Genomic DNA, 26,768 nt, shown 5'->3' on the forward strand with positions numbered 1-26,768 from the left:
TGCCGGATGAAAACGAAAATCGCGAAGCATTTATTACAAATCAAAGCTGTCTCTTTAAAACCAGACGAACCATTTACATGGGCGAGCGGTATCAAATCACCGATTTACTGTGACAATCGCCTCACCTTGTCTTATCCTGAGGTCAGAGTGGACATTGCGGAAGGTTTAAAAGACTTGATTCTCACTCATTTTGAAGGAGCGGAAGTTGTCGCAGGTACAGCTACAGCTGGCATTCCTCATGCGGCATTAGCAGCTGATCGTCTGAACGTACCGATGTGTTATGTAAGAAGTAAACCAAAAGCACACGGAAAAGGAAATCAAATTGAAGGAGCCGTATCACCTGGACAAAAGGTGGTTGTCGTAGAAGACCTCATCTCAACTGGAGGCAGCGTTCTTGAAGTTGTAGCTGCGCTAGAAGAAGAAGGCTGTGACGTACTCGGAGTTGTTGCGATCTTCACTTATGGACTGCCAAAAGCAGCTGCGGCTTTTCAAGAGAAAAACATTCCCTATGTCACGCTGACAGACTATGACACACTGACAGAAGTGGCACTTGAGCTAAAAGCAATTGAGCCTTCTGCTATGAATAAACTAAAACGCTGGAGACAGGATCCTTCGTCTGAATCTTGGATGGAAGAAACGGTCTAAAAAGCTTGTCTTGTTTAAAAAAGCTGTGCTGCGTGCGTTGCACAGTTTTTTTATTTGGTTAAAAATAGTAAAATAGACTCAAATTTAAATAAAAACTAATCCTATCAATAAAGTCGGGTTGACTTTTGTTTGAATTGTGTTAATATTTAATACAAATTAAAACTCTTATCCAGAGAGGTGGAGGGACTGGCCCGATGAAGCCCGGCAACCTGCGATTTGCAAGGTGCTACTTCCTGCAAAATGATTCTATTTTGAAAGATAAGGAAATCGTGAGCTTCCTCATCTTTCTTTCGGACTGAAAGAAAGTTTTTTTATTTTAACGGTGAGGAGGAAGAGGAGATGGAACTGAAACAAAACCAGGATGAGGACTTAGTGATGCATATGCAAGAGCTGATTGGGGATATGAAATTCGGTTCAATTACGTTGATCGTTCAGGACGGTCAAGTGATTCAAGTGGAAAAAAATGAAAAAATCAGATTAAAGTAGTGCGGAGAATAGCAATAGAAGCAGTACTCCGGAAGGGGAGAAACAATGTTAACTTATGAAAATTGGCAAGAGCCGTCCATTACATTTCAAGAGGACGATTTGTATAAAGGGGCCCTATCTGTGCTGAAATGGGCGTACGGACACTATGGTGATCAGCTCGTTTATGCATGCAGTTTTGGCATTGAGGGCATTGTCCTGATCGATCTTATTGCGAAAGTAAAAAAAGATGCAAGAATTGTCTTTTTAGATACAGGGCTGCATTTCAAGGAAACATACGACACCATTGATGCAGTGAAGGAAAGATATCCCGGGTTAGACATCGTGCTGAAAACACCTGAGCTGACGGTGGAAGAGCAGAATGAGCAGCATGGTGATAAATTATGGGAAACGAATCCTCAAAGCTGCTGCCATATGAGAAAGGTCATTCCATTGCAAGAGGCACTATCTGGCTATCCGGCATGGCTGTCTGGTTTAAGAAGAGAGCAGTCGCCTAAACGAGCAGGTACGAACTTTTTAAATAAGGATGAAAAATTCCAATCAGTCAAAGTATGTCCGCTCATCCACTGGACGTGGAAGGACATATGGAGATATGCGTCTAGAGAGGATCTTACTTATAATCCGCTGCATGACCAAGGATATCCAAGCATCGGGTGTGCACCTTGTACACAGCCGGCATTTACTGCTGATGATTTGCGTTCTGGAAGATGGTCAGGGACAGCAAAGACTGAGTGCGGATTACATGAGTAAGGGAGCATAATGTATGGAAATCGCCGCAATTTTATTTAGCTTATTCTTTGCTTTAAATATTGGCGCAAGCGGAGCAGCCGCTTCGATGGGCATCGCATATGGTTCAGGTGCGATCAAAAAGCCAATATACGCACTCAGCGTTTGTGCGGTTGGAATATTAGCAGGTTCAGTGATTGGCGGCGGTGAGGTCGTCAAAACGATCAGCTCCGGGATTATGCCGGAATCTGTCATCACACTTGAAATTGTGTGTATCATCATTGGCTCGGCCGCATTATCACTTTTCATAGCGAATCTCTTGGCCATTCCTTTATCCACAAGTGAGGTCACAGTAGGAGCTGTAGTCGGTGTGGCAGCCGCATATAAAGTGCTGTATGTGAAATCGATCTTAGTCATTGTCTCTTTTTGGGTGATTATTCCGATTGTTGCCTTTGTTTTTACCTTTGCTGTTGTCAAAATCATCAGATTGTTCCCTAAATGGACATTATCCAAAAAAGGTACATTGATCTTATCTGTTGTTTTGATTATCAGTGGGTTTTTAGAAGCGTTTTCAGCCGGCATGAACAATGTTGCCAATGCGGTCGGCCCGCTTGTCGCGTCAGGTGTTTTATCAGTCGGGCAAGGAACCCTTTACGGCGGAATCTTTGTGGCCATTGGGGCGCTGCTTCTAGGAAGAAGGGTACTAGAAACAAACGGAAAGAAAATTACACGCTATCAAACGGGTGAAGGCATTCTATTATCGAGCACCGGTGCAGGACTTGTCATCGTCAGCTCTATATTCGGACTCCCTGTTCCCCTTACTCAAATTACCTCATCGTCCATTATTGGGCTAGGTATGGCAAAGGGTGGACCGAACATTTTTCATAAACATGTTGTGAAAAAAATGCTGAAGGTATGGGTTGTGTCACCTTTCTTATCACTAAGTCTATCTTATTTGTTGGTAAGCCTTTTCTTAAAAGGAGACTATTACTCTATCTTTATCATGATGAGTGTACTGCTTGCTTCACTAGGTGCACTGAGTCTTATGAAGGCAGTTAAAAATGAGAGCAGCTCGATTCATGAACAGGGCGGCGGGATTTAAATATAAATCCGACTATTAACATCTAATAAATATGAACATTGAGAGGAAGATGAACAAATGAGTTTAACACCACATGGTGGCGTATTAATTAATCGAGTAAATGAAGAATTTGATCTAAGCACAGCTGCGAAAGAAATTGAGCTGGATGCCATCTCTTTTGCAGACCTTGAACTCATCGCAATTGGCGGGTATAGTCCAATTGAAGGGTTTTTAACGAAAGCTGATTATGAAGCAGTTGTCAGCAGTATGCGACTAGCAAGTGGTGTCGTTTGGTCTCTTCCGATTACTTTGCCTGTCACAAAGGAAAAAGCAGCGGAGATCAATCAAGGTGACATTGTTCGTCTATCGTATAATGGAACAGTATACGGGGTCATTGAGGTGGAAGATCAATACACACCTGATAAGGAAAAAGAAGCAGTGAATGTGTATAAAACAGATGACCGCAATCACCCAGGCGTGAAAAAATTATTTGAACGCGGTGATACGTATATTGGTGGTAAAATTACACTGACGAAACGCAGTGAAAAACCTTTCCCGCAATTTACGTATGAGCCAGAAGAAACAAGAAAACATTTTAAAGAAAACGGCTGGAAAACCATTGTCGGTTTCCAAACGAGAAACCCAGTCCATCGTGCGCATGAATATATTCAAAAGACAGCACTGGAAACAGTGGATGGTCTATTTCTAAATCCACTTGTTGGTGAAACAAAATCTGATGATATTCCAGCAGATGTAAGAATGAAAAGCTATCAAGTGTTACTGAACGGTTATTACCCGAAAGACCGCGTCTTTTTAGGTGTTTTTCCTGCTGCCATGCGTTATGCTGGACCAAAGGAAGCGATTTTTCATGCGCTTGTGCGTAAAAATTATGGCTGTACACATTTTATTGTCGGCAGAGATCATGCGGGTGTTGGTGATTATTACGGCACATACGAAGCGCAGGAGCTATTTGAACAATTTACAAGCGAAGAAATTGGGATCACACCATTAAAATTTGAGCACAGCTTTTACTGCAATACATGTGAAGCCATGGCAACACCAAAAACATGCCCACATGATAAAAGCGAACATGTCATTCTTTCAGGTACAAAGGTGAGAACGATGCTGAGAAATGGTGAATTACCACCGAGCACGTTCAGCCGAAAAGAAGTCATTGAAACATTAATCGAAGGATTAAAAACGACGGTATCTTAAAGGAGGATATGACATGAGCAACGAACATATCGTGTGGCATGATTCATCTATTACTAAAAAAGAATATCAACAGAAAAACAACCATACAAGCGGGATCATTTGGCTGACAGGTCTAAGCGGTTCAGGTAAATCGACGATCGCCAACGCAGCGGCTCGAGAGCTGTTTGAACAGGGGTACCAAGTGACAGTTCTTGACGGCGATAACGTACGCCATGGACTCAATAAAGACTTAGGCTTTTCAGATGACGACAGAAAAGAGAACATTCGGCGCATCGGTGAAGTGGCGAAATTATTTGTTGAGCAAGGAACGATTGTTATTACTGCTTTTATTTCACCATTTCAAGAAGACCGCCAAATCGTAAGACAGTTAGTCGAAGACGGAGAATTTCACGAAGTGTTTGTGAAATGTGATCTGAACGTGTGTGAAGAGCGTGATCCAAAGGGATTATATAAAAAAGCAAGAAACGGCGAAATTCCATTTTTCACGGGAATCGATTCACCATACGAAGAGCCAGCTGCGCCTGAGCTCGTTCTAGATACAGGTGAATTATCACGCGAGGAGTCAAAACAGCGCCTTGTTGATTATGTAAAGAATAAAACGAAATAATCGACTGATGGCAGGGGGAGAAAGCAAGATGGGGAAAGTATACATTGTTGGTGCCGGACCGGGTGACCCAGACTTAATTACGCTAAAGGCCCATAAGGCAATACAGCAGGCAGATGTCATTTTATATGATCGTCTTGTCAATCAAGAGATTCTTGCCCATGCCAAACCGGAGGCGGAGTTGATCTATTGCGGCAAACTGCCGAATCATCATACGATGAGACAGGAAGCGATTAATGAAGCACTTGTTGCTCATGCGAAGGAAGGGAACATAGTCGTTCGTCTAAAAGGCGGTGATCCCTTTGTATTTGGCCGTGGCGGTGAAGAAATCGAATGCTTAGCTGAGCATGGTATTCCATATGAAGTTGTCCCAGGGATTACTTCTGGCATTGCAGCCGCTGCTTATGCAGGCATTCCAGTCACGCACCGAGAATTCAGCTCAAATGTTGCGTTTGTAACAGGGCATTATCAAAAGGATGAACATTTTGAAGAAAAGTGGGAAGCGCTGGCGACGGGGATTGATACCCTTGTCATTTACATGGGCGTCAAAAACGTGGAAAGAGTCCAGCGGCTGCTTTTGAAGAATGGGCGGAATCCTGAAACCCCAGCTGCGTTTATTCACTGGGGAACGACCACAAGGCAAAAGACGACTTGCTGCACGGTGGCGACACTATCTGAAACGGTTGAAAAAGAAGGGATCGAGCATCCGAGTTTAATCGTAGTAGGAGATGTCGTTCACTTTCATCAAAAGTTGAACTGGTTTGAACCAGCACTGATTGAGAAATGAGAACAAAGGTGAAAAGACACGTGTGGACATCGTGTCTTTTCGTCTGAATAAAACTAAGGTTTCAAGGAGGAGTCAAATGAAACAAGCTGTCCTTTATGTTGGGCATGGAAGCAGGGTAAAAGAAGCACAGGATAAAGCCATTTCTTTTATGAAAAGCTGTATGCCGTTAGTGGAAGCAGATATACAAGAAATTTGTTTTTTAGAGTTGACGGACCCTTCAATCGAAGAAGGATTTGAGACTTGCGTACAAAAAGGAGCAACCCACATTGCGATCGTCCCGCTCCTCCTTTTAACTGCCATGCATGCCAAATCAGATATTCCAGATGAGATTGTGAAAGTAAAAAAACGTTTCCCACAAGTGAAGGTGACATATGGAAGACCTATAGGCGTGAACCAAGAAGTCACGAAAGCGGTTATCGCAAGGATTGAAGAAGCAGGATACAAGGGAGAGCACGCAAAAATTCTCTTAATTGGCCGCGGAAGCTCTGATCCAGATGTAAAGCGGGATGTGTTTGGCATTGCAGATGATGTCCGAAGCATGTTGCCTTGTGCAGAGGTTTTTCCGTGTTTTATTACAGCGTGTGAACCGAATTATCGTGACGTCTTAGCACAGTTAACAGTAGATGACGATACGCCTGTCTATCTCGTGCCTTATCTTTTATTTACCGGCATTTTAATGAAAGAGATTGAGAGTGAAGCGAATCAAGCGAGAGAGCGGCTACGAGATGTCCGTGTCTGCCGATACATTGGGTTTCATCCCCATGTAAAAGCAGCTTATATTGAACGTGTGCAGGAAACCATCTTAAACAAAGAGGATGCGTTTTGTTTTCAAGGAGAAAGCCATGCTTCCAGTTCATCTTGATCTAACCAATAAACACGTGCTAATTGCCGGCGGAGGAAGGATTGCGGCTAGAAGGACGAGTGCGCTATGCATGGAGCCATGCAGCATAACCATTGTGAGCCCTGACATTTGTGATGAAATGGCGAATCTCATTGAGACATATGAGCTGACTTGGAAGAAAAAGAAAGTTGATGCGGAAGATGTAAAGGCTGCATTTTTAATTGTCGCTGCTACAGACGATCCTTCAGTAAACGAGTGGATGACGCAATCAGCGCTTCCTCATCAGCTCGTCAACTGTGTGAGCCAGTCAGAGCTTGGCAATGTGATTGTGCCAAAGGTTGTGAGGGCAGGAAAAGTGACAATCTCTGTATCTACGAGTGGTGCAAGCCCAGCCCGCACTAAACAGCTGGCTGAGGCCATTGAGACCTTGCTTGAACAAGAGGATGTAGATGCACTCGATGAGCTCTATATAGAAAGAAAAAAACGACAAAGAAAGAGCCGATAAAATCTCATCCAAAGATTTAATCGGCTCTTTTTTATTTTCTCAGCTTTAGGACAACATCCTCATCAGGCGTCACAAATAATGTTTGCTGCTGATCATACGTGACAAAGCCCGGTTTTGCTCCGTTTGGTTTTTTCACATGCCGGATTTTCGTATAATCAACAGGGACGGAGCTTGATTCTTTTGCCTTCGAGAAGTAGGCAGCAATTTGTGCCGCTTCAAGCAAGGTTTGTTCATCAGGCGCTTTGTGACGAATGACGACATGTGATCCAGGAATATCCTTTGTGTGCAGCCAAATGTCATCACGAGCTGCCGCCTTTGTGGTCAAATATTCGTTTTGCTTGTTGTTTTTTCCAACGAGAATCGGAACACCTTGAGAAGATTCATATGCTTCAAGCTGAATGGCCGATGGTTTTTTCTTTTTGGCGTTGCGTTTTTGTTTGGGACGCAAATATTTTCCTTCCACCAGTTCTTCTCTTATTTCCTCTAAATCTTTTGGTGAGGCAGAGGACAGCTGCTGGATCAGCTCGTCAAAATATACAATTTCTTCATGTGTTCGCTTGATTTGTTCATTTACGGCCTCTACTGCATTTTTTGCCTTTTGGTATTTTGTAAAATACGCTTGTGCATTTTCAGAAGGGGTTTTGTTTGTTTTGAGCGGGATCGTGATCTCTCCGCCTTCTTCATCATAATAATTGATGACAGTTGCTTCTTTATCCCCTTTTTTAATCGCATATATATTGGCAGTAAGCAATTCACCATAAAGCTGATACTTATGCGCATTTTGAGATTCTTCAAGTGTTCTTGTTAGTTTTTTCAGCTTGTTTTCATTTTTCTTTTTTTCATTGGCAACAAAACGTTCAAGATCAGCCGCCTGCTGTTTGACTCTGTCTCTTTCAGCTTTTCCGAAATAAAAACGGTCAAGTAGCTCGCTAAGAGAATCAAATGTCTTCATGTCACCATCGACGTGCTGAAGTTCTAATAAATAAAAATACTCTTTCCCATCTTTTCTCGTGAGCTGAGGGGTAAAAGAATGCGCCTGAATGAGCTGAAACATCTCGAGCAATGTACTTGGAATCGTTTCCTGATTGGCAAGACCGGCCCTGTGGACAGCTTCCTTAGCAAACAGCGGAGAAACCCCAGAGAATGTATCGACAATTTGATTGGCGATTTTCCCTTCTTGAAAACGTAAATGCTTTAAAATATCTTCCTTCGTCACGTCAAAAGGATTCAGCTTTTGCTGTGCCGGCGGCAGAAGATATTCATGTCCGGGCAGCACCGTTCGATAGCTGTTCACAGATGGAGAAAGATGTTTCAGTCCGTCAATGATCTGCTCCGTTTCGTCCTCCACGAGAATTAAGTTGCTGTGCCGGCCCATAATTTCAATATATAGCTTACGGGTTTGTTCATCGCCAATTTCATTTCGGCTTCGCACGTGCAGCACGATCACCCGATCTAACCCAATTTGTTCAAAACGTTCAATGAACCCACCCTCAAGATGTTTTCTGAGAAGCATACAAAACATTGGCGGTTCGCTCGGATTATCATCATGGTGCTCAGTGAGCTGTACCCTTGCATAACTCGGGTGAGCGGATAAAAGCAGCTTATGATTCTTCCCCTTTGACCGGATATGAAAAATCAGCTCATGCTTGTATGGCTGATGTATTTTCGAAATTCTTCCGCCGGTTAATGTTTCTTGCAATTCATTAGTCATACCGTATGTAAAAATGCCGTCAAATGACATGTTGGATACACCCTCTTCTTTCACACAAATCTACTGAAAGAACCTTACGTTTTCTCGTTCTTTAGGCAGTCTTATTATTATAGCATGATTTAGGACGAGTCTGAATAAACTGGCTTATAGAACACTGCATAAGAGAGAGAACAAAAGAGGAGTGGACGAGGTCAAATGAATTGGCATGAACTGAACCAAACCGATTTATTAAAAACAATGAATACATCGATAGGTGACGGACTGTCAGAAAAAGATGTGCAAAAGCGGCTTGAAAAGCATGGGCCAAATGAATTGCAGGAAGGGAAAAAGGCGTCGGCGTTCGTTATTTTTTTAGCGCAATTTAAAGACTTTATGGTGTTAATCCTGCTTGCGGCAACGATTATTTCTGCCTTTTTAGGTGAATACATTGATGCTGTGGCGATTGTGGCGATTGTGCTGATAAATGGTGTGCTTGGCTTTTATCAGGAACGCCGTGCGGAAAAGTCCCTCCAAGCACTAAAGGAATTATCAACGCCTCATGTCTATGCAAGGAGAAACAATGAATGGGTCAAGATCCCGTCGAAGCACCTCGTGCCGGGAGATATTGTGAAGTTTTCAAGTGGGGATCGAATTGGGGCAGATATCAGATTACTAGAAACAAAGAGTTTGGAAATCGAAGAATCTGCCCTCACTGGAGAGTCCATCCCAGCGGTCAAACATGCGAGTCCGCTCTCGCGAGATCATGTCTCACTTGGAGATTTGACGAACATGGCCTTTATGGGGACGCTTGTCACAAGAGGAAGCGGTGTAGGGGTTGTCATTGGTACAGGGATGAATACGGCGATGGGACAAATTGCCGGTATGCTGGATTCAGCAGGTAATATGGAAACACCGCTGCAAAGACGCCTTGAGCAGCTGGGGAAAATTTTAATTGTGGCTGCATTATTTTTAACTGTGCTTGTGGTTGTTCTTGGTGTGGTGCAAGGACATGATTTGTATCATATGTTCTTAGCGGGTGTATCTCTCGCTGTTGCTGCGATTCCAGAAGGACTGCCGGCGATCGTCACTGTCGCACTTTCCCTAGGTGTGCAGCGGATGATTAAACAAAAATCCATTGTCAGAAAGCTGCCGGCTGTGGAAACACTCGGCTGCGCCTCGATTATTTGCTCAGATAAAACAGGCACAATGACACAAAATAAAATGACAGTGACACATGTATGGGCAGAGGGGAAAACGTGGAATATTTCTGGCACTGGGTACGAGCCGTCAGGTGATTTTACCTTAAACGGAGAACTTGTCCATGTAGACAAACATCCAAGCCTGCAAAAGGTGCTATTATACGGAGCACTTTGTAATACATCGACCATTGTTGAAAAAGACGGTGAGATGAGACTTGATGGCGATCCGACAGAAGGAGCACTTCTAACCGCTGCGCGTAAAGCGGGTTTTACAGAGCAATTCATCGAAGCGGGATTTCGAGTGGTGGAGGAATTCCCTTTTGACTCTGAAAGAAAAATGATGTCAGTCGTCGTGGAAACGAATCAGAAGGAGCGGTATGTCATTGCCAAAGGGGCGCCAGATGTGCTGATGAACCGTTCAAGTCATATGATGCACGGCGGACGCACCGCCTCATTTTCAAAGGCCCACCGGCAAGAAACAGAAGCTGCCATTCAAGGTTTAGCAAGACAAGCGCTTAGAACCATTGCGATTGCATATAAAAAAGTAAGCCTGACAGAAAAAATCACCTCTGTTCAGCAGGCAGAAACTGGCCTCACATTTATCGGTCTAGAGGGCATGATTGATCCACCTCGTCCTGAAGTGAGACGAGCGATTAAAGAATGCCGGGATGCTGGCATTAAAACAGTAATGATTACAGGCGATCACGTAGAAACGGCTAAAGCGATCGCTAAAGATTTAAGTCTCTTACCGAAGCAAGGAAAGGTGCTTGATGGAAAAGCTCTGGATCAGCTAAGCGACAAAGAGCTCGAGCAAACAGCAGAAGATGTGTACGTCTTTGCCCGTGTATCACCTGAGCATAAACTGAGAATTGTGAAGGCCTATCAAAAAAATGGCCATATTGTCGCGATGACAGGTGATGGGGTAAATGATGCGCCAGCGATTAAACAGGCGGATATTGGCATATCCATGGGGATTACCGGAACAGACGTTGCCAAAGAAGCTTCTTCTCTTATTTTGCTTGATGACAACTTTGCGACTATTAAATCCGCTATTAAAGAGGGACGGAATATTTATGAAAACATTCGCAAATTTGTCCGCTATTTGCTGGCATCGAATGTGGGAGAGATTTTGGTCATGCTGTTTGCGATGCTTCTTGCGCTTCCATTGCCTCTCGTCCCAATTCAAATTTTGTGGGTAAACCTTGTCACAGACGGCTTGCCGGCTATGGCACTTGGAATGGATAAACCAGAAGGCGATGTCATGAAGAGAAAGCCGCGCAACATGAAAGAGGGGATTTTTGCAAGAGGGCTTGGTTGGAAGGTCATATCAAGAGGGTTTCTGATCGGGATTGCCACTTTGTTAGCCTTTATGTTTGTGTATCACCGTGATCCGAACAATCTTCAATATGCGCAGACGGTTGCATTCAGCACACTCGTTTTGGCGCAGCTCATTCATGTGTTTGACTGCCGCAGTGAACGGTCTATTTTTGAACGCAATCCATTCGGGAATATGTACTTGATCGGCGCCGTTGTGTCTTCCCTTCTGCTGATGCTTGTGGTCATTTATTATCCGCCGCTTCAGCCGATTTTCAAAACGGTGGCAGTCGCACCAGTCGATTGGCTTCTGATCATCGGTATGTCTGCATTGCCAACTTTTTTACTGGCAGGATCACTTTTGACAAGAAAAAAATAATTGGTTATGGTATAATTTTGAGGTAATAGTGTCTGCTATTACCTTTTTCATTTTATTAATATGAAAGAATTGGGTGTTTTCACATGATACGCAGTATGACGGGATTCGGCCAAGCGAGTAAAACGGATGGTGAACTGACAGTGTCAGTTGAGCTAAAATCGGTCAATCACCGTTTTAAAGAGGTTCATGCCCGTTTGCCGAGGCCGCTTTTATATTTCGAAGATACATTAAAAAAAATCATTCTTCGTCACGTGCAGCGCGGTCGAATTGAGCTGTTTGTTACGATTGAAGGCGGTAAACTTGCAAGCCGGTCTTTACAGATTGACTGGCCGCTGCTTGATGAATATATGAAAGCCGCAAAAGACCTTGAGGACCGCTATCATATTTCAGGTATTCAGCATGCACATGACTTACTGAAGCTGGAACAGGCTGTTCAGGTGGAAGAGTCAGTCAGCCGTAATGAGCAGCTGGAGCATTTGCTGATAGACACTTGTGAAGAAGCTGTCAAGGAGCTTTGCTTTATGAGAGAGCAGGAGGGAACATCACTTCAAAAAGACTGTGAACTCAGGCTGTCTGAACTCGAGGCATTTACAGAAGAAATCAAAGTGTTTGCACCAGAGGTTGTGAGTCAGTACAAAGAACGATTGAATCAAAGATTGCAAGAATGGATCGGAGAGGCGCTTGAAGAGAGCAGGCTGATCACAGAGGCGGCCATCTTTGCGGATCGCTGTGACATTACAGAAGAGATTACCAGGCTGAAAAGTCATTTTCAGCAGTTCCAGCAAATTTTGACGCAAGGCGGCGCTGCCGGACGAAAGCTTGACTTTCTTGTACAGGAGCTCAACCGTGAAGTGAACACGATTGGATCAAAAGCAAACCATCACCATTTAACAAAGCTCGTGGTTGAAATGAAAAGCGCTATTGAAAAAATAAAAGAACAAGTGCAAAATATAGAATAGTCATTGTGTATGCTGTTTACAGTGCGTCTCTTTCGGCGAGACTAGAGACGTTTATATTACAGGGGGACGAAAGAAGATGACCATAAAGTTGATCAATATCGGATTTGGAAACATCATTTCAGCGAATCGGATGATTTCGATCGTCAGTCCGGAATCAGCACCGATTAAACGAATGATACAAGACGCAAGAGATCGAGGCATGCTCATTGATGCGACATACGGAAGAAGAACCCGTGCTGTTGTCATTATGGACAGTGACCATGTCATCTTATCTGCCGTTCAGCCTGAGACTGTCGCGCAAAGACTTTCTGTAAAAGAAGAAATCATAGATGAAGGGCAGGGGTAATACGCCATTATGAAAGAAAGAGGACTTTTAATCGTTCTCTCTGGACCTTCGGGAGTTGGAAAAGGAACGGTCAGACAAGCCATTTTCTCCCAGGAAGATACGAAATTTGAATACTCTATTTCTGTGACAACCCGCAAACCGCGTGAAGGTGAAAGAAATGGTGTTGATTATTTCTTTAAAACCAGGGAAGAATTTGAACATATGATTGAAAACAAAAAGCTGTTAGAATGGGCAGAGTATGTCGGGAATTACTACGGCACGCCTGTTGACTATGTAGAACAAACATTGAGCGAAGGAAAAGATGTTTTCCTTGAAATCGAAGTGCAAGGTGCACTTCAAGTAAGAGAAGCATTCCCAGAAGGTCTCTTTATTTTCCTTGCACCGCCAAGTCTTTCAGAACTTCAAAACCGCATTATTACACGCGGGACAGAATCTGAGGATCTCATCCGTAACCGAATGGCTGCTGCAAAAGAAGAAATTGAAATGATGGATGCTTATGACTATGTCGTTGAAAACGACGATGTCGAGCTTGCATGTGAAAGAATTAAAGCGATCGTCCTTGCAGAGCACCTGCGAAGAGACAGAGTCGCACCAAGATATAAAAAAATGCTGGGGGTAGAATAAACCATGTTAGATCCTTCAATTGACTCATTGATGAACAAACTTGACTCAAAATATACACTTGTCACAGTGTCTGCACGCCGTGCACGTGAAATGCAAATCCATCAAGATCAACAAATCGAAAACACAAAATCCTATAAATTTGTAGGGAAAGCTCTTGAAGAAATCGATGCTGGTCTTTTGACATTTGAAAAAGAAGAGCAAGAATAACATCGCTTCTGCTATGCAGATACGATACGTTCAAAAAAGTCAAAACTATGATTGGTTTTGACTTTTTTGAATTGTAGACGAATTTGTGAAAAAGGCCGTTAAGGGGGACAAACAAATGTTACAGTCAAAGAATATTTTACTCGGCGTCAGCGGAGGAATCGCCGTATATAAAGCAGCTGCACTCACTAGTAAACTCGTACAGGCAGGCGCAAACGTAAGAGTGATTATGACAGAATCTGCCCGTGAGTTTGTGTCTCCGCTCACCTTCCAAGCCCTATCTCGGCATGAGGTGTATGTGGATACATTTAAAGAAAATAATCCAAAAGTCATTGCGCATATTGATGTAGCTGACTGGGCCGATCTCATTCTTGTTGCCCCTGCAACAGCACATACCATTGGTAAAATGGCCGCAGGACTTGCTGATGATATGCTCACAACCACCTTGCTTGCTTCAACAGCTCCTGTATGGGTTGCACCGGCTATGAATGTGCACATGTATGACCATCCAGCTGTCAAACGGAACATCCGCACTTTATATGAAGACGGCTACCGGTTTATAGAGCCAAGTGAAGGCTATTTAGCATGTGGCTACATTGGAAAAGGACGCTTAGAGGAGCCTGAAAAAATTGTTGAACACATCCGTGCGTTTTTTGATGAGCCAGCCAGTTTGCCGCTTTCAGGTAAAAAAGTCGTGGTCACAGCTGGCCCTACACGAGAAGTGATCGACCCTGTTCGTTTTCTTTCAAATCGATCTTCTGGGAAAATGGGCTATGCCATTGCAGAAGCTGCCGAGCAAATGGGGGCTGATGTCACGCTCATTTCAGGACCTGTTTCGTTAACTGCGCCTGAGCATGTGGATGTGGTGCAAGTGGAATCGGCTGAGGAGATGTATCAAGCAGCGTTAGATGTATACGAGAAAGCAGATATAGTGATTAAATCAGCAGCCGTTGCCGATTATACGCCTGTCACGACGTATTCTCATAAAATGAAAAAACAAGACGGTGAACTAGCGGTTGAATTTAAGCGGACGAAAGATATTTTAAAAGAGCTTGGGAAAAGAAAAGAACATCAGGTGCTAGTCGGCTTTGCAGCTGAGACGCAGGATGTAGAATATTATGCGAAAAAGAAAATCGAATCCAAGCATTTAGATATGATTGTCGCGAACAATGTTGCAGCAGAGGGCGCAGGCTTTGGCACAGATACGAATGTCGCAGCATTGATCAAAGCAGACGGAACAAAAAAAGAGCTGCCAATGATGAGTAAAAAAGACCTTGCCTTTGAAATCTTACAGGAGGCAAAACAGCTGCTGCCAAAAGAGCGTGATCGAGCATGATTGCTGAAGTGATCGTCGATGTCACAACGAAAGCCATTGACAGGCCATTTGACTATCGTGTGCCAGACCGCTTTAAAGGCCTTGTCAAGGCTGGTATGAGGGTAGTGGTTCCTTTTGGCCCAAGGAAGATTCAAGGGTTTGTGACAAAAATTAAAGAAGAAACAGACGTACAGTCAGGAAACATCAAGGACATTGTCGATTTATTTGATTTATCTCCTGTTCTGACAGATGAGCTATTGGAGCTTTCCCACTGGCTGACGGAAAAAACATTGTCCTATCATATTACGGCGCTTCAATCGATGCTTCCAGCAGCGATGAAAGCAAAATATGAAAAAGAAATTCAGGTGTTATCAGCTGAGGAACTTCCGCAGTCATTGAAAGAGCTTTTCGGTCAGCAAGAGAGCATCCTTTACGCTGACATTCCGCCTGAACAGCTGAAGCCTATTCAAAAGCATGTCCAAAAAGGCCATCTAGAAGTCAGATATCACGTCTCACAAAAATCCGGAAAGAAAAAGGTGCGGACACTTCAGATAGCAGTTACGAAAGAAAAACTTGAAGAAAAGCAGGAACAGTTAAAGAAAAATGCGGTGAAACAGAAGGCGCTGCTTGCCTTTTTACTTCAAACGAATGAAACGACGTTTTTAGCAAAAGATTTGCAGCAGCAAACAGGTGCTAGTTCTCAAACGATAAAAGCCTTGATTCAAGAAGGTCTGTTAACAGAAAGCTATGAAGAGATTTATCGAGATCCTTATCGGGATAGGGAGTTTACACCGTCTACTCCTCTTGATCTCACAGCAGAGCAAGCAGAAGCGGCAAAACCCATTCATCAAGCAGTGAGCGATGACAAACATGAAACGTTTTTACTGCACGGAGTCACAGGAAGCGGTAAAACCGAAATTTATTTACAGACGATTGATCATGTCCTCCAAAAGGGAAAAGAAGCGATCGTCCTAGTTCCTGAAATTTCATTAACGCCTCAAATGGTCCAGCGTTTTAAAGAGCGCTTCGGGTCCAATGTGGCTGTTCTTCATAGCGGCTTATCGACTGGGGAAAAATACGATGAATGGCGGAAAATCCACCGCAAGGAAGTCAAGCTTGTCGTTGGCGCAAGATCAGCGGTTTTTGCCCCGTTTGAGAATCTAGGAATGATCATTATAGATGAAGAACATGAATCTTCTTATAAACAAGAGGAAATGCCTCGTTATCATGCAAAAGATGTGGCCATTGAACGAGCAGGGCGGCACCAATGTCCGGTTGTATTGGGCAGTGCAACGCCTTCACTTGAGTCATATGCGCGTGCGAAAAAGGGTGTGTATACACTGCTGACGCTCAAACGGCGCGTCAATCAGCAGCAGCTGCCGCACGTTTCGTTAATTGATATGAGAGAAGAATTAAGAAACGGCAACCGCTCCATGTTCTCAGAAGAATTAATGCTCAGGTTAAAAGAAGTACTTGAAAGGAAAGAGCAGGCAGTTTTATTTCTCAATAAAAGAGGTTATTCATCCTTTGTGATGTGCCGTGATTGCGGATATGTGGAACAATGTCCACATTGTGAGATTTCTCTTACTTATCACCGCTTTCAAAAACGGCTGAAGTGCCATTACTGCGGTCACGAAGCTCCTGTACCTGCAGAATGTCCAGAATGCCATAGTGAGCATATTCGCTATTTTGGTACAGGCACGCAGCGTGTGGAAGAAGAGCTGACGAAGGTATTGCCAGAAGCAAGGGTCATCCGAATGGATGTAGATACAACCTCTCGGAAAGGTGCGCACGAAAAGCTTCTCACGTCCTTTGGCAACAAAGAAGCGGATATACTGCTTGGGACGCAAATGATTGCAAAAGGATTAGACTTCCCAGATGTTACACTTGTCGGTGTCCTTAGTGCGGATACGTCTCTTCACATCCCTGATTTTCGTTCAAGTGAAAAAACGTTTCAGCTTCTCACGCAAGTAAGCGGACGGGCGGGACGTCATGAAAAAGCGGGGTCAGTCATTATTCAATCATATACACCTTCGCATTATAGTATTGAATTAACCAAACAGCATGATTATGAAGCCTTTTATGAGCAGGAGATGCTGCACCGTCGTCATCAGTCCTATCCGCCATTTTATTTTTTGGCGATGGTGACTGTATCACATGAAGAAGTGACAAAGGCAGCGCATGTCACAGACAAAATTGTTCAGTTCCTGAAAATGAATTGTGCACCGAATACAAGAATTCTCGGTCCTGCTGCTTCTCCGATCGCTAAGATCAAAGATAGATATCGATATCAATGCGTGATAAAATACAAAAGGGAAAATGAACTGGCAAGTTTATTACGAAAAATACAAGATCATTATCAAAAAGAAATGGAACAAAAACAGTTGATGATATCAATCGATATGAATCCATATATGATGATGTAAAACGGAGGTCTTTTCGTGGCAATCAAACCGATAGTCTTACATCCTGCAGACGTGCTTGAACAACAAACAGAGCTTGTTGATACATTCGATAAAAAACTGAAAAAACTGCTGGATGATATGTATGATACAATGCTTGAACTAGATGGAGTCGGCCTAGCCGCACCACAAATCGGCATCTCAAAAAGAATCGCCGTGGTCGATATCGGAGAAGATTCTGGGAGGATTGACTTAGTAAATCCTGAGATTCTTGATGTGGAAGGGAGCCAGACAGACATTGAAGGCTGCCTGAGCTTTCCATCTTTATACGGAACGGTTGAAAGACCAAATTATGTGAAGGTGAAAGCCTTTGATAAGAAAGGCAAACCATTTACAATAGAAGCAGAAGGATTTTTAGCAAGAGCTTTATTGCATGAAATTGATCACTTAGACGGTGTATTATTCACGTCGAAAATCATTCAAACCTATACAGAAAAAGAACTTGCGGAAATGGAAGGGTGAAGAAAATGGCACGTATCGTATTTATGGGAACCCCTGATTTCTCAGTACCTGTGCTGCAAACACTTATCACAGAAGGATATGAAGTTGTCGGGGTCGTCACACAGCCAGATCGCCCGAAAGGCAGAAAACGAGTACTGACGCCGCCTCCTGTAAAAGTAGAAGCCTTAAAACACGGCATTCCAGTTTTACAGCCTGAAAAGGTACGTCTTGATGAAGAAATTGATAAAGTGCTTGCCTTAAAGCCAGATTTGATCGTAACAGCAGCATTCGGACAAATTTTGCCAAAAAGATTACTTGATGAACCTGAATTTGGCTGTATCAACGTTCATGCCTCACTGCTGCCAGAACTAAGAGGCGGTGCACCGATCCATTATGCGATCCTGCAAGGCAAAAAGAAAACAGGCGTGACGATCATGTATATGGTAGAAAAGCTTGATGCAGGTGACATGATTAGCAAAGTAGAAGTAGAAATTGATGAATTAGACAACGTCGGAACACTGCATGATAAATTAAGTGTGGCTGGTGCTGCCTTATTAAAAGACACAGTTCCAAATGTGTTAAGCAGGTCTATCTCGCCAATTCCGCAAAATGAAGAGGCAGCAACGTATGCACCAAATATTAAGCGGGAGCAGGAAAGGTTAGACTGGACCAAGCCAGGAGAAGAGCTTTACAACCAAGTTCGCGGCTTAAATCCATGGCCAGTTGCCTATACTGAATGGAACGGCGCTAACTTAAAAGTATGGGAAGCGAAAAAAGTGCCGCTTCAAGCACCAGAAGAACCTGGGAAAGTGATTGAGCTTCAAAAAGAAGGACCAGTCGTTGGAACAGGAAATCAGCAAGGCCTTTTATTAACGAGTGTACAGCCCGCTGGAAAGAAAAAAATGAGCGGTGAAGACTTCTTAAGAGGCGCAAATATTGAAATTGGACAGAAATTAGGGCTAATCAATGAAGAAAAGTAATGTGAGAGAAGTAGCGCTAGACGCTTTAATCAAACTCGAACAAAATCAAGCCTACAGTAACTTGCTTTTGCAGTCAGTGATGAAAGAGAAAGAACTTTCCGATCAAGACAAACCGCTATTAACAGAACTTGTATACGGTACACTGCAAAACAAGCTGGCACTTGATTATATGCTCACACCCTTTGTGAAAAAACCGCAAAAAGTAGCTCCATGGGTGATGCAGCTTTTGCGGATGTCTCTTTATCAGATGGTTTATCTTGAAAAAATTCCAGATCGTGCAGCCATCCATGAAGCAGTGGAACTAACGAAAAAGCGCGGACATAAAGGCATTTCTTCACTAGTCAACGGCGTTCTTCGTTCTGTGCAAAGAGAAGGCGTGCCATCATTTGATGCGATCAAAGATCCGGTAAAAAGGCTTTCGATAGAGACAAGCCATCCATTGTGGCTCGTACAAGAATGGGTGGAGGCGTACGGTTTTGAAGCAGCAGAAAGCATGTGCCGTATTCATTTAGTCCCGCCAAAGCAGACATTGCGTGTCAATCAAATGAAAAAAAACCGCACTGCACTGCAGCAAGAACTCATGGATGCAGGAATTGAGACAGAGCTTGGCGACCTATCTGAGGATGCACTCAAACTCATGAAAGGATCTATCGTATCCACTCCTTTCTTTCAAGAGGGCTTTGTCACGATCCAAGATGAAAGCTCCATGCTTGTCGCAAGAGCGCTGGACCCTCAGCCGGGAGAAATGGTGCTTGATGCCTGTGCCGCTCCTGGTGGTAAATCAACACATATCGCAGAGCGAATGAACGATGAGGGGAACATTGTGTCTCTTGATTTACATGAGCACAAAGTAAAACTGATCAAACAGGCGGCAAAGCGTCTGAACTTAACGCATATTGAGGCAAAAGCGCTTGATGCAAGAAAAGCATCCGACCATTATGATGATGCTTCGTTTGACCGTATTCTCATTGATGCACCATGTTCAGGTTTTGGCGTCATCAGACGAAAACCAGATATGAAATATACAAAGTCCTCGGAAGACTCAGCAAGACTTGCGACAATTCAGCAATCGATCTTGCATGAAACAGCCCAGCTGCTAAAGCCAGGCGGAACCCTTGTATACAGTACATGTACAATGGATCCAACAGAAAATCAACAAGTGATTCATGCGTTTTTACAAGAACACCAAGACTTCGAACCCGATCTATCTCTTAATGAACGGCTGCCTGAGCAGGTTGCTCCGTTTGTTCAAAACGGAAGTGTACAAATTCTTCCTCATTATTTCGGAACAGATGGTTTCTTTATTTGCAGCATGAGAAAGAAGGGATAAAAAATGACAGAACAAAAACAAAAAGTAAGAAAAGAACTGAAAACAGACATGCCGTCGATCTACTCGTTTGAGCTAAATGAAATCAAAGACTGGTTAAAGGAACAAGGCGAAAAGCCTTTCCGTGCAACACAAATTTTTGAGTGGCTTTATGAAAAACGCGTCACGTCCTTTGATGAAATGTCTAACCTTTCAAAGGAATTAAGAGAAAAATTAAAAGATCAATTCGCCATCACGACTTTAAAAACAGTGATCAAACAAACATCTCAAGATGGAACGATCAAGTTCTTATTTGAATTACACGATGGCTATACCATTGAAACCGTGCTAATGCGCCACGAATATGGCAACTCTGTCTGCGTCACAACACAGGTTGGCTGCCGGATTGGTTGTACATTCTGTGCATCTACACTTGGCGGTTTGAAACGTAACCTTGAGGCGGGAGAAATTGTGGCCCAAGTATTGAAAGTACAACAGGCGCTTGATGAAACAGATGAACGCGTCAGCTCAGTTGTTATCATGGGAATTGGCGAACCGTTTGATAACTTTGATGAAATGCTCGCATTCCTTAAAATCATTAACCATGACAACGGCTTAAATATTGGTGCACGTCATATTACCGTTTCGACGAGCGGGATCATTCCAAAGATTTATCAATTTGCTGATGAGCAAATGCAAATCAACTTTGCTGTCTCCCTGCACGCACCAAATACTGACATTCGAAGCCGCCTCATGCCAATCAATAAGGCATACAAGCTGCCAAAATTAATGGAAGCTATTGAATACTACATTCAAAAAACAGGCAGACGCGTGAGCTTTGAATACGGTCTGTTTGGCGGAGTCAATGATCAAGTCCATCACGCAGAAGAACTTGCTGATTTATTAAAAGGAATCAAATGCCATGTAAACCTCATTCCGGTGAACTATGTACCAGAAAGAGATTACGTGAGAACACCAAGAGAACAAATCTTCCTATTTGAAAAAACGCTGAAAGAACGAGGCGTAAACGTAACGATTAGACGAGAGCAAGGCCATGATATTGATGCTGCTTGCGGTCAGCTAAGAGCGAAGGAGCGTCAGGAAGAGACGAGGTGACGAATGTTGATAAGGGCAGCCTTTCAAACCGATACAGGAAAAGTCCGTCAGCATAATGAAGATGATGCAGGTATTTTTGAAGCAAAAGAAGACACACTTCTAGCTGTTGTAGCAGATGGAATGGGAGGTCATCTTGCTGGTGATGTAGCCAGCAAGATGGCAGTTTCTTCTTTAAAAGAATACTGGCAGGAAACATCTTCAATTCCAAATAAACCAGCCGATCAAGAAAATTGGTTAATCTCAAAAATTAGCGATATTAATGACCAAGTATACGAACATGCGAAAAACAATGAGGAATGCCAAGGAATGGGGACGACCATCGTTTGTGCGCTCGTTCATTTGCAAACGATCACAATTGCCCATATTGGTGACAGCCGCTGCTATTTGCTAAGAGAAGGCGCGCTGACCCAATTAACAGATGATCACTCACTAGTGAATGAGTTAGTGAAAACAGGAGAGATTTCAAAAGCGGATGCAGAATATCATCCAAGAAAAAATGTGCTGACCAAAGCGTTAGGAACGGATAAACACGTTCAAATTGATGCACGAACTTTTGAAGTGGACCCAGGAGATCAAATTTTGCTTTGCTCAGACGGATTATCGAATAAAGTAGAAGAAGAACATTTGATTCAGATTTTATCGCAAACAACCGCACCAGATGAAAAAGTAACAGAGTTAGTTCAAACAGCGAATGACAACGGCGGTGAAGATAACATTACAGCAGTACTGTTAGAAATCTCCTCCCAAACAGAGGAGGGTGACAGCAAGTGTTGATCGGAAAAAGGATCAGCGGCCGTTATCAAATTCTTCGCGCCATAGGCGGAGGCGGAATGGCCAACGTTTATTTGGCGGAGGATATGATTTTAGATCGCGAAGTGGCGATTAAAATTTTACGGTTTGACTTTGCAAGCGATGATGATTTTATTAGACGGTTCCGGAGAGAAGCGCAATCAGCAGCCAGCTTAGATCATCCGAATATTGTCAGTATCTACGATGTAGGAGAAGAAGATGACATTTATTATATTGTCATGGAATATGTCGAAGGGATGACGCTGAAAGAATACATACACGCCAATGGACCGCTTCATCCAAAAGAAGCCGTTCGCATTATGGAGCAAGTCGTTGCGGCGATGGAAGAAGCCCATGCGAAACAGCTCGTCCATCGAGACATTAAGCCTCACAATATATTAATAGACAACTTGGGGAATATCAAAGTCACTGATTTTGGCATTGCCATGGCACTTAGCTCAGCGACGATTACCCATACGAATTCTGTTCTTGGCTCCGTGCATTATTTGTCCCCAGAGCAAGCGCGCGGCGGTCTTGCAACGAAAAAGTCAGATATTTATTCACTTGGTATTGTTCTTTATGAGCTGATTTCAGGACGCATGCCATTTGAAGGAGAATCCGCTGTCAGTGTCGCACTGAAGCATTTGCAATCAGAGCCGCCATCTGTGAGAAGGTGGAATCCTTCTGTACCACAAAGCGTGGAGAACATCATCTTAAAGGCGATGGCCAAAGATCCATTCTATCGATACGAAGATGCATCTGAAATGCAAAAAGACTTAAAAACGGCTTTTGACCCTGCAAGACTAAAAGAAAAGCGCTTTGTCATTGAAGAAGATCATGAAGCAACAAAAGCCATTCCTATTATAAAAGATCATCAAGTCGATCAAGACAATGAAAAAACAGCCGTCCACCCGGTTCAAAAACCAAAGAAAAAAGAGAAACAAAAGCCGAAGAAAAAACGGAAAAAATGGCCGTGGATTGTAGCATCGATCTTATTTGTTTTGACGGCTGCGACCATTTTAGCGATCACGGTCTTCCCAGGATTACTCTTTCCAAAGGATGTAGAGGTGACCGATGTTTCTGGCATGACGGTTGAAAAAGCGGAAGACACCTTGAAGAAAGCCGGATTTACAGTCGCTTCTGAACCCATTGATATTGCCGACGAGAAGATTGAAAAAGGGCTGGTTGTCAAAACAGACCCGAAAATTGGAACAAAGGTAAAAGAAGGGACAGAAATTCAGCTTTATCAAAGTACAGGTAAAGAAAAAACCGAATTACCTGATGTAACAGGTGAAAAGGTCGAGAAAGCAAAAGAACTATTAGAGAAAAAAGGGTTTAAACAGGTTGTTGTGGAGGAAGTGAATGATAATGACACAGAATCAGGCATTGTCATGGAACAGAAACCTTCCGCAAATACAGAACTTGTCGCAGCAGATGAAGAAGTCACATTGACCGTCAGTATAGGCCCTGCCGATATTACCTTACGGGATTTAACGACCTATAGTAAACAGGCCGCATCAAATTATCTAGAGGATAATGGACTAAAGCTAGATGAAAAAGAAGCATATTCTGACGATGTGCCGAAAGGTGAGGTCATGAAGCAGGAACCGGGAGCGGGGACAGCTGTTAAACCTGGTGATACGGTCAAAATTACGTTCTCTCTTGGTCCAAAAGAGAAACCGGCTAAAACGGTGACTGAAAAGATTGCGATCCCGTATGAACCAGAAATAGAAGGACAAGAAATGAATGTTCAAATATCCATTGACGATGCAGAACATAGCATTTCTGATTTATATGAAACCTTTAAAATCACTGCGCCTACTGAGCGAACGATTAAATTTAAGATAGAACCTGGTCAAAAAGGATACTATCAGGTGACTGTGGATGATAAAGTAGTAAGCTCCAAAACGATTGAATACCCCGATGATGAATAAAGGAGGGACTTTATGCCTGAGGGCAAAATTATTAAAGCATTAAGCGGATTTTATTATGTGCTGGATGAGTCTCTAGAAAGTGGCAAAGTAATTCAGTGTAGAGCAAGAGGGATTTTTCGTAAAAACAAAATAACCCCTCTTGTTGGAGATTATGTCGTCTATCAAGCAGATAACGATAAGGAAGGCTATTTGCTTGAAGTAAAAGAGCGGACAAACGAGCTGATTCGGCCGCCTATTAGCAACGTTGATCAAGCGGTGCTCGTTTTCTCAGCAGCAGAGCCGACCTTTAGTACATCGCTGTTAGACAGATTCCTGGTGCTTGTTGAAGAGAGCCAGATTGAACCGATTATCTGCATCACAAAAATGGACTTGCTGAAAACAGAGCAAGAGCGAGAAACGATTCAAGCCTATGCAGAAGACTATCGCCAAATTGGATACGACGTTCATTTAACATCGACGATCGAAGGGGATGGAATTGAAAAGCTGACCCCGCATTTCCATCACAAGATTACTGTATTTGCAGGTCAATCAGGTGTAGGGAAGTCTTCTCTCTTAAATGCGATGAGTCCTGATTTAGCACTGAAAACAAATGATATTTCCTCCCATCTTGGCAGGGGGAAACATACAACAAGGCATGTGGAACTCATTCGAACGGCTGAAGGGCTCATTGCTGATACACCAGGATTCAGCTCACTTGAATTTACAGGTATCGAAGCGGAAGATTTAGGGCTCTATTTCTTAGAAATCAGAGAGAAGAGTGCAGAATGTAAATTTAGAGGCTGTTTGCACGTAAAAGAGCCTGGATGTGCGGTAAAAGAGGCAGTAGAACACGATCGCATCAGAGAGTATCGCTATCAGCATTATTTAGAGTTTTTAACTGAAATTAAAGACAGAAAGCCGAGGTACTAAATCATGGTTTATATTGCCCCATCCATTTTATCAGCCGATTTCGCCAATCTTGCGAAAGATATCCGTGATGTGGAACAAGGTGGAGCGGATTATATTCATATTGATGTGATGGACGGTCATTTTGTACCGAATATGACATTTGGACCAAATGTAGTGGAGGCGATCAGGCCGCATACAAAGCTGCCGCTCGATGTTCACTTAATGATTGAGCAGCCAGACCAGTATATCCCTGCATTTGCAAAAGCGGGCGCTGATATTATTTCTGTTCATGTCGAGGCGTGTCCACACTTACATCGCACGATTCAGCATATAAAAGAACAAGGTGTCAAAGCAGGGGTTGTTTTAAACCCGCACACACCCGTTTCTCAAATCGCGCATGTATTAGAGGATGTTGACCTCGTCTTATTCATGACGGTGAACCCTGGTTTTGGCGGACAGGCGTTTATTCCTGCTGTTCTCTCAAAGGTAAAAGAAGTAAAGACACTTAGTGAACAAAAAGGCTTAACTGATTTACTCATTGAAATAGATGGCGGTGTCAATGTAGAGACAGCAAAGAGCTGCAAAGAAGCAGGCGCTAATCTACTTGTTGCCGGCTCAGCGGTATATGGGAAAGAAGACCGCGCGGCGGCCATTCAGGCCATTCGAGAAGCATAACAAAAAGAACCAAAGTCATTGTGATCTTTGGTTCTTTTTCAATGGAGAGGAGCGTAATCATGCACATACATATCGTAGCCGGCGGTCCTTTTGTGTACATCCCGCCGCTTGATCATGAAGCATCTGAGGAGGACATTCTCTGGATCGGCGTAGACCGGGGAACCCTTTTCTTACTAGAGCATGGCATTGTACCTGACAGAGCGTTTGGTGACTTTGATAGTGTGACAGAAGAAGAGCTTCATGAACTGAAAAAGAAATTGCCTGCACTCAATCTATTTCAGGCAGAGAAAGATGAAACGGATTTAGAACTTGCGCTGAACTGGTCTTTGCGTCAGAATCCAGCACATATTCAAATTTACGGCATCACAGGCGGAAGAGCAGATCATTTTCTTGGGAATATCCATCTCCTTTATAAAGGCATTCAGCACAAACAGAGCATGAACCTTGTAGATAAACAAAATATTATTCAAATGTTTGGACCTGGTACATACGACATCAAACAAGACCCGGATAAAAAATATGTGTCGTTTTTGCCCTTCGGTACATCGGTTGAAAAGCTGACATTAAAAGGTTTCAAATATCCTCTGAAAAATTGTCATATTGAGCCTGGTTCCACACTATGTATTAGTAACGAACTCATCCACTCAAATGGTACTTTTTCTTTTCATGAAGGCATATTAATAATGGTAAGAAGCAAAGATTGACCAACCTATCAATGTGGATGGCTGATTAAGCTCAATTGTGCTGCAAGCGGTACTTTTAGGAGGGGGACAAAATGAAATTTTATACAATCAAACTGCCTAGATTTCTTGGCGGCATTGTCCGTGCGATGCTTGGTTCATTTAAGAAAGATTAATGAGTAATCTCCTTTATTTCCACATAAAAACGCCTGCTACATTTAACTGTAGCAGGCGTTTACTCTTGCTTATACACGCTCAACTTTACCAGATTTCAAAGCTCGAGCTGATACATATACTCTTTTAGGCTTACCGTCCACTAGAATACGAACTTTTTGAAGGTTCGCGCCCCATGTACGTTTTGTAGAGTTCATTGCGTGAGAACGGTTGTTCCCAGCTTTTGTTTTTCTGCCTGTAATAACGCATTTACGTGCCATTTGTTTCCCTCCTAACTGCGAAAACATCATCATATTCTTCATATACGTACTTAGAGATGCCTCAAGATACTTTAATAATTTACCACAGCTTCAAGGGGTTTGCAAGGATTGTTTGCTCCTCTTTCAAGAAAAATACCTTGACATCT

Annotated in this window: 28 protein-coding genes and 1 riboswitch; of the genes, 26 read left to right on the forward strand and 2 right to left on the reverse strand. The window is 43.1% G+C overall.

Annotated features, from left to right (window positions below; translation table 11 throughout):
* Nucleotides 1-6: 6 nt before the first annotated feature.
* From pyrE to ACNO7B_RS07625, 9 genes are all read left to right on the forward strand, one after another.
* Nucleotides 7-645 (forward strand): orotate phosphoribosyltransferase, encoded by a 639-nt coding sequence (gene pyrE / locus ACNO7B_RS07585; RefSeq protein WP_410684650.1) that lies wholly within the window; start codon nucleotides 7-9, stop codon nucleotides 643-645.
* Between the two features lie 162 nt (nucleotides 646-807).
* Nucleotides 808-910, forward strand: a riboswitch (SAM riboswitch).
* A gap of 110 nt (nucleotides 911-1,020) precedes the next feature.
* Nucleotides 1,021-1,131, forward strand: a complete 111-nt coding sequence (locus ACNO7B_RS07590) for a YezD family protein (RefSeq protein WP_417901853.1) — start codon at nucleotides 1,021-1,023, stop codon at nucleotides 1,129-1,131.
* A 45-nt stretch (nucleotides 1,132-1,176) separates the two neighbouring features.
* Nucleotides 1,177-1,878, forward strand: coding sequence for a phosphoadenylyl-sulfate reductase (locus ACNO7B_RS07595; protein WP_008344917.1), 702 nt, complete (start codon nucleotides 1,177-1,179; stop codon nucleotides 1,876-1,878).
* Between the two features lie 13 nt (nucleotides 1,879-1,891).
* A complete protein-coding gene (locus ACNO7B_RS07600) occupies nucleotides 1,892-2,956 on the forward strand; it encodes an inorganic phosphate transporter (protein ID WP_410685232.1) in 1,065 nt (354 codons plus the stop codon).
* Between the two features lie 57 nt (nucleotides 2,957-3,013).
* The gene (sat, locus tag ACNO7B_RS07605) at nucleotides 3,014-4,150 is read left to right on the forward strand and encodes a sulfate adenylyltransferase (protein WP_008344912.1); all 1,137 of its coding nucleotides are present in this window, start codon (nucleotides 3,014-3,016) and stop codon (nucleotides 4,148-4,150) included.
* Nucleotides 4,151-4,163: 13 nt separating this feature from the next.
* A complete protein-coding gene (gene cysC, locus ACNO7B_RS07610) occupies nucleotides 4,164-4,757 on the forward strand; it encodes an adenylyl-sulfate kinase (RefSeq protein WP_074042033.1) in 594 nt (197 codons plus the stop codon).
* A 28-nt stretch (nucleotides 4,758-4,785) separates the two neighbouring features.
* Nucleotides 4,786-5,541: a uroporphyrinogen-III C-methyltransferase gene (gene cobA, locus ACNO7B_RS07615; RefSeq protein WP_035700704.1), complete on the forward strand. Its 756-nt coding sequence runs from the start codon at nucleotides 4,786-4,788 to the stop codon at nucleotides 5,539-5,541.
* Between the two features lie 76 nt (nucleotides 5,542-5,617).
* Nucleotides 5,618-6,403, forward strand: a complete 786-nt coding sequence (locus tag ACNO7B_RS07620) for a sirohydrochlorin chelatase (RefSeq protein WP_417901368.1) — start codon at nucleotides 5,618-5,620, stop codon at nucleotides 6,401-6,403.
* A complete protein-coding gene (locus ACNO7B_RS07625) occupies nucleotides 6,384-6,887 on the forward strand; it encodes a precorrin-2 dehydrogenase/sirohydrochlorin ferrochelatase family protein (RefSeq protein WP_417901369.1) in 504 nt (167 codons plus the stop codon). The genes ACNO7B_RS07620 and ACNO7B_RS07625 overlap by 20 nt, the downstream gene beginning before the upstream one ends.
* Before the next feature lie 31 nt (nucleotides 6,888-6,918).
* On the opposite strand, the gene ACNO7B_RS07630 is transcribed toward ACNO7B_RS07625, so the two are convergent.
* Nucleotides 6,919-8,628, reverse strand: coding sequence for an Rqc2 family fibronectin-binding protein (locus ACNO7B_RS07630; protein WP_417901370.1), 1,710 nt, complete (start codon nucleotides 8,626-8,628; stop codon nucleotides 6,919-6,921).
* Between the two features lie 165 nt (nucleotides 8,629-8,793).
* Here ACNO7B_RS07630 and ACNO7B_RS07635 point away from each other — a divergent pair, with 165 nt between their 5' ends.
* From ACNO7B_RS07635 to spoVM, 17 genes are all read left to right on the forward strand, one after another.
* Nucleotides 8,794-11,469, forward strand: coding sequence for a calcium-translocating P-type ATPase, SERCA-type (locus tag ACNO7B_RS07635; protein ID WP_007499684.1), 2,676 nt, complete (start codon nucleotides 8,794-8,796; stop codon nucleotides 11,467-11,469).
* Between the two features lie 83 nt (nucleotides 11,470-11,552).
* On the forward strand, nucleotides 11,553-12,428 hold the full coding sequence (locus tag ACNO7B_RS07640) for a YicC/YloC family endoribonuclease (RefSeq protein WP_017359340.1): 876 nt from the start codon (nucleotides 11,553-11,555) through the stop codon (nucleotides 12,426-12,428).
* A gap of 76 nt (nucleotides 12,429-12,504) precedes the next feature.
* Nucleotides 12,505-12,774 (forward strand): extracellular matrix/biofilm regulator RemA, encoded by a 270-nt coding sequence (gene remA, locus ACNO7B_RS07645; RefSeq protein WP_008344898.1) that lies wholly within the window; start codon nucleotides 12,505-12,507, stop codon nucleotides 12,772-12,774.
* A 9-nt stretch (nucleotides 12,775-12,783) separates the two neighbouring features.
* Nucleotides 12,784-13,398: a guanylate kinase gene (gene gmk, locus ACNO7B_RS07650; RefSeq protein ID WP_007499680.1), complete on the forward strand. Its 615-nt coding sequence runs from the start codon at nucleotides 12,784-12,786 to the stop codon at nucleotides 13,396-13,398.
* 3 nt (nucleotides 13,399-13,401) lie between these two features.
* Nucleotides 13,402-13,605, forward strand: coding sequence for a DNA-directed RNA polymerase subunit omega (rpoZ, locus tag ACNO7B_RS07655; RefSeq protein WP_008344896.1), 204 nt, complete (start codon nucleotides 13,402-13,404; stop codon nucleotides 13,603-13,605).
* A 115-nt stretch (nucleotides 13,606-13,720) separates the two neighbouring features.
* Complete coding sequence (gene coaBC, locus ACNO7B_RS07660; protein WP_417901371.1) at nucleotides 13,721-14,938, forward strand: bifunctional phosphopantothenoylcysteine decarboxylase/phosphopantothenate--cysteine ligase CoaBC; 1,218 nt, start codon at nucleotides 13,721-13,723, stop codon at nucleotides 14,936-14,938.
* Nucleotides 14,935-17,343, forward strand: a complete 2,409-nt coding sequence (priA, locus tag ACNO7B_RS07665) for a primosomal protein N' (RefSeq protein ID WP_017359338.1) — start codon at nucleotides 14,935-14,937, stop codon at nucleotides 17,341-17,343. Before coaBC ends, priA begins: the two co-directional genes overlap by 4 nt.
* 15 nt (nucleotides 17,344-17,358) lie before the next feature.
* Nucleotides 17,359-17,841 carry a peptide deformylase gene (gene def / locus ACNO7B_RS07670; RefSeq protein ID WP_008344891.1) on the forward strand — a complete coding sequence of 161 codons (483 nt, stop codon included), beginning with the start codon at nucleotides 17,359-17,361 and terminating at the stop codon, nucleotides 17,839-17,841.
* A 5-nt stretch (nucleotides 17,842-17,846) separates the two neighbouring features.
* Entirely contained in the window at nucleotides 17,847-18,800 is a 954-nt protein-coding gene (fmt, locus tag ACNO7B_RS07675) for a methionyl-tRNA formyltransferase (protein ID WP_017359336.1), read from the forward strand.
* Nucleotides 18,787-20,130, forward strand: a complete 1,344-nt coding sequence (gene rsmB / locus ACNO7B_RS07680; protein ID WP_057079566.1) for a 16S rRNA (cytosine(967)-C(5))-methyltransferase RsmB — start codon at nucleotides 18,787-18,789, stop codon at nucleotides 20,128-20,130. The genes fmt and rsmB overlap by 14 nt, the downstream gene beginning before the upstream one ends.
* Before the next feature lie 3 nt (nucleotides 20,131-20,133).
* The gene (gene rlmN, locus ACNO7B_RS07685) at nucleotides 20,134-21,222 is read left to right on the forward strand and encodes a 23S rRNA (adenine(2503)-C(2))-methyltransferase RlmN (RefSeq protein WP_007499669.1); all 1,089 of its coding nucleotides are present in this window, start codon (nucleotides 20,134-20,136) and stop codon (nucleotides 21,220-21,222) included.
* Nucleotides 21,223-21,225: 3 nt separating this feature from the next.
* Nucleotides 21,226-21,996 carry a Stp1/IreP family PP2C-type Ser/Thr phosphatase gene (locus tag ACNO7B_RS07690; RefSeq protein WP_411229753.1) on the forward strand — a complete coding sequence of 257 codons (771 nt, stop codon included), beginning with the start codon at nucleotides 21,226-21,228 and terminating at the stop codon, nucleotides 21,994-21,996.
* Nucleotides 21,990-23,945 (forward strand): Stk1 family PASTA domain-containing Ser/Thr kinase, encoded by a 1,956-nt coding sequence (pknB, locus tag ACNO7B_RS07695; RefSeq protein WP_417901372.1) that lies wholly within the window; start codon nucleotides 21,990-21,992, stop codon nucleotides 23,943-23,945. Before ACNO7B_RS07690 ends, pknB begins: the two co-directional genes overlap by 7 nt.
* Nucleotides 23,946-23,957: 12 nt before the next feature.
* Complete coding sequence (gene rsgA, locus ACNO7B_RS07700; RefSeq protein WP_017367225.1) at nucleotides 23,958-24,854, forward strand: ribosome small subunit-dependent GTPase A; 897 nt, start codon at nucleotides 23,958-23,960, stop codon at nucleotides 24,852-24,854.
* Nucleotides 24,855-24,857: 3 nt separating this feature from the next.
* Nucleotides 24,858-25,508, forward strand: a complete 651-nt coding sequence (gene rpe, locus ACNO7B_RS07705) for a ribulose-phosphate 3-epimerase (RefSeq protein WP_268449517.1) — start codon at nucleotides 24,858-24,860, stop codon at nucleotides 25,506-25,508.
* 59 nt (nucleotides 25,509-25,567) lie between these two features.
* Nucleotides 25,568-26,212 carry a thiamine diphosphokinase gene (locus tag ACNO7B_RS07710; RefSeq protein ID WP_417901373.1) on the forward strand — a complete coding sequence of 215 codons (645 nt, stop codon included), beginning with the start codon at nucleotides 25,568-25,570 and terminating at the stop codon, nucleotides 26,210-26,212.
* Between the two features lie 71 nt (nucleotides 26,213-26,283).
* Complete coding sequence (gene spoVM / locus ACNO7B_RS07715) at nucleotides 26,284-26,364, forward strand: stage V sporulation protein SpoVM (protein ID WP_008354550.1); 81 nt, start codon at nucleotides 26,284-26,286, stop codon at nucleotides 26,362-26,364.
* 69 nt (nucleotides 26,365-26,433) lie between these two features.
* On the opposite strand, the gene rpmB is transcribed toward spoVM, so the two are convergent.
* Nucleotides 26,434-26,622, reverse strand: a complete 189-nt coding sequence (gene rpmB / locus ACNO7B_RS07720) for a 50S ribosomal protein L28 (RefSeq protein ID WP_003212514.1) — start codon at nucleotides 26,620-26,622, stop codon at nucleotides 26,434-26,436.
* Nucleotides 26,623-26,768: the final 146 nt, after the last annotated feature.

The organism is Bacillus sp. AK25, from assembly GCF_048270685.1.
In the GTDB taxonomy this organism is placed as follows: Bacteria; Bacillota; Bacilli; order Bacillales; family Bacillaceae; genus Bacillus; species Bacillus altitudinis.

Coding starts and splice junctions, on each gene's coding strand:
- pyrE (WP_410684650.1), top strand. CDS start 7: ATGAAAACGAAAATCGCGAAGCATTTATTACAAATCAAAGCTGTCTCT.
- ACNO7B_RS07590 (WP_417901853.1), top strand. CDS start 1,021: ATGCATATGCAAGAGCTGATTGGGGATATGAAATTCGGTTCAATTACG.
- ACNO7B_RS07595 (WP_008344917.1), top strand. CDS start 1,177: ATGTTAACTTATGAAAATTGGCAAGAGCCGTCCATTACATTTCAAGAG.
- ACNO7B_RS07600 (WP_410685232.1), top strand. CDS start 1,892: ATGGAAATCGCCGCAATTTTATTTAGCTTATTCTTTGCTTTAAATATT.
- sat (WP_008344912.1), top strand. CDS start 3,014: ATGAGTTTAACACCACATGGTGGCGTATTAATTAATCGAGTAAATGAA.
- cysC (WP_074042033.1), top strand. CDS start 4,164: ATGAGCAACGAACATATCGTGTGGCATGATTCATCTATTACTAAAAAA.
- cobA (WP_035700704.1), top strand. CDS start 4,786: ATGGGGAAAGTATACATTGTTGGTGCCGGACCGGGTGACCCAGACTTA.
- ACNO7B_RS07620 (WP_417901368.1), top strand. CDS start 5,618: ATGAAACAAGCTGTCCTTTATGTTGGGCATGGAAGCAGGGTAAAAGAA.
- ACNO7B_RS07625 (WP_417901369.1), top strand. CDS start 6,384: ATGCTTCCAGTTCATCTTGATCTAACCAATAAACACGTGCTAATTGCC.
- ACNO7B_RS07630 (WP_417901370.1), bottom strand. CDS start 8,628: ATGTCATTTGACGGCATTTTTACATACGGTATGACTAATGAATTGCAA.
- ACNO7B_RS07635 (WP_007499684.1), top strand. CDS start 8,794: ATGAATTGGCATGAACTGAACCAAACCGATTTATTAAAAACAATGAAT.
- ACNO7B_RS07640 (WP_017359340.1), top strand. CDS start 11,553: ATGATACGCAGTATGACGGGATTCGGCCAAGCGAGTAAAACGGATGGT.
- remA (WP_008344898.1), top strand. CDS start 12,505: ATGACCATAAAGTTGATCAATATCGGATTTGGAAACATCATTTCAGCG.
- gmk (WP_007499680.1), top strand. CDS start 12,784: ATGAAAGAAAGAGGACTTTTAATCGTTCTCTCTGGACCTTCGGGAGTT.
- rpoZ (WP_008344896.1), top strand. CDS start 13,402: ATGTTAGATCCTTCAATTGACTCATTGATGAACAAACTTGACTCAAAA.
- coaBC (WP_417901371.1), top strand. CDS start 13,721: ATGTTACAGTCAAAGAATATTTTACTCGGCGTCAGCGGAGGAATCGCC.
- priA (WP_017359338.1), top strand. CDS start 14,935: ATGATTGCTGAAGTGATCGTCGATGTCACAACGAAAGCCATTGACAGG.
- fmt (WP_017359336.1), top strand. CDS start 17,847: ATGGCACGTATCGTATTTATGGGAACCCCTGATTTCTCAGTACCTGTG.
- rsmB (WP_057079566.1), top strand. CDS start 18,787: ATGAAGAAAAGTAATGTGAGAGAAGTAGCGCTAGACGCTTTAATCAAA.
- rlmN (WP_007499669.1), top strand. CDS start 20,134: ATGACAGAACAAAAACAAAAAGTAAGAAAAGAACTGAAAACAGACATG.
- ACNO7B_RS07690 (WP_411229753.1), top strand. CDS start 21,226: ATGTTGATAAGGGCAGCCTTTCAAACCGATACAGGAAAAGTCCGTCAG.
- rsgA (WP_017367225.1), top strand. CDS start 23,958: ATGCCTGAGGGCAAAATTATTAAAGCATTAAGCGGATTTTATTATGTG.
- rpe (WP_268449517.1), top strand. CDS start 24,858: ATGGTTTATATTGCCCCATCCATTTTATCAGCCGATTTCGCCAATCTT.
- ACNO7B_RS07710 (WP_417901373.1), top strand. CDS start 25,568: ATGCACATACATATCGTAGCCGGCGGTCCTTTTGTGTACATCCCGCCG.
- spoVM (WP_008354550.1), top strand. CDS start 26,284: ATGAAATTTTATACAATCAAACTGCCTAGATTTCTTGGCGGCATTGTC.
- rpmB (WP_003212514.1), bottom strand. CDS start 26,622: ATGGCACGTAAATGCGTTATTACAGGCAGAAAAACAAAAGCTGGGAAC.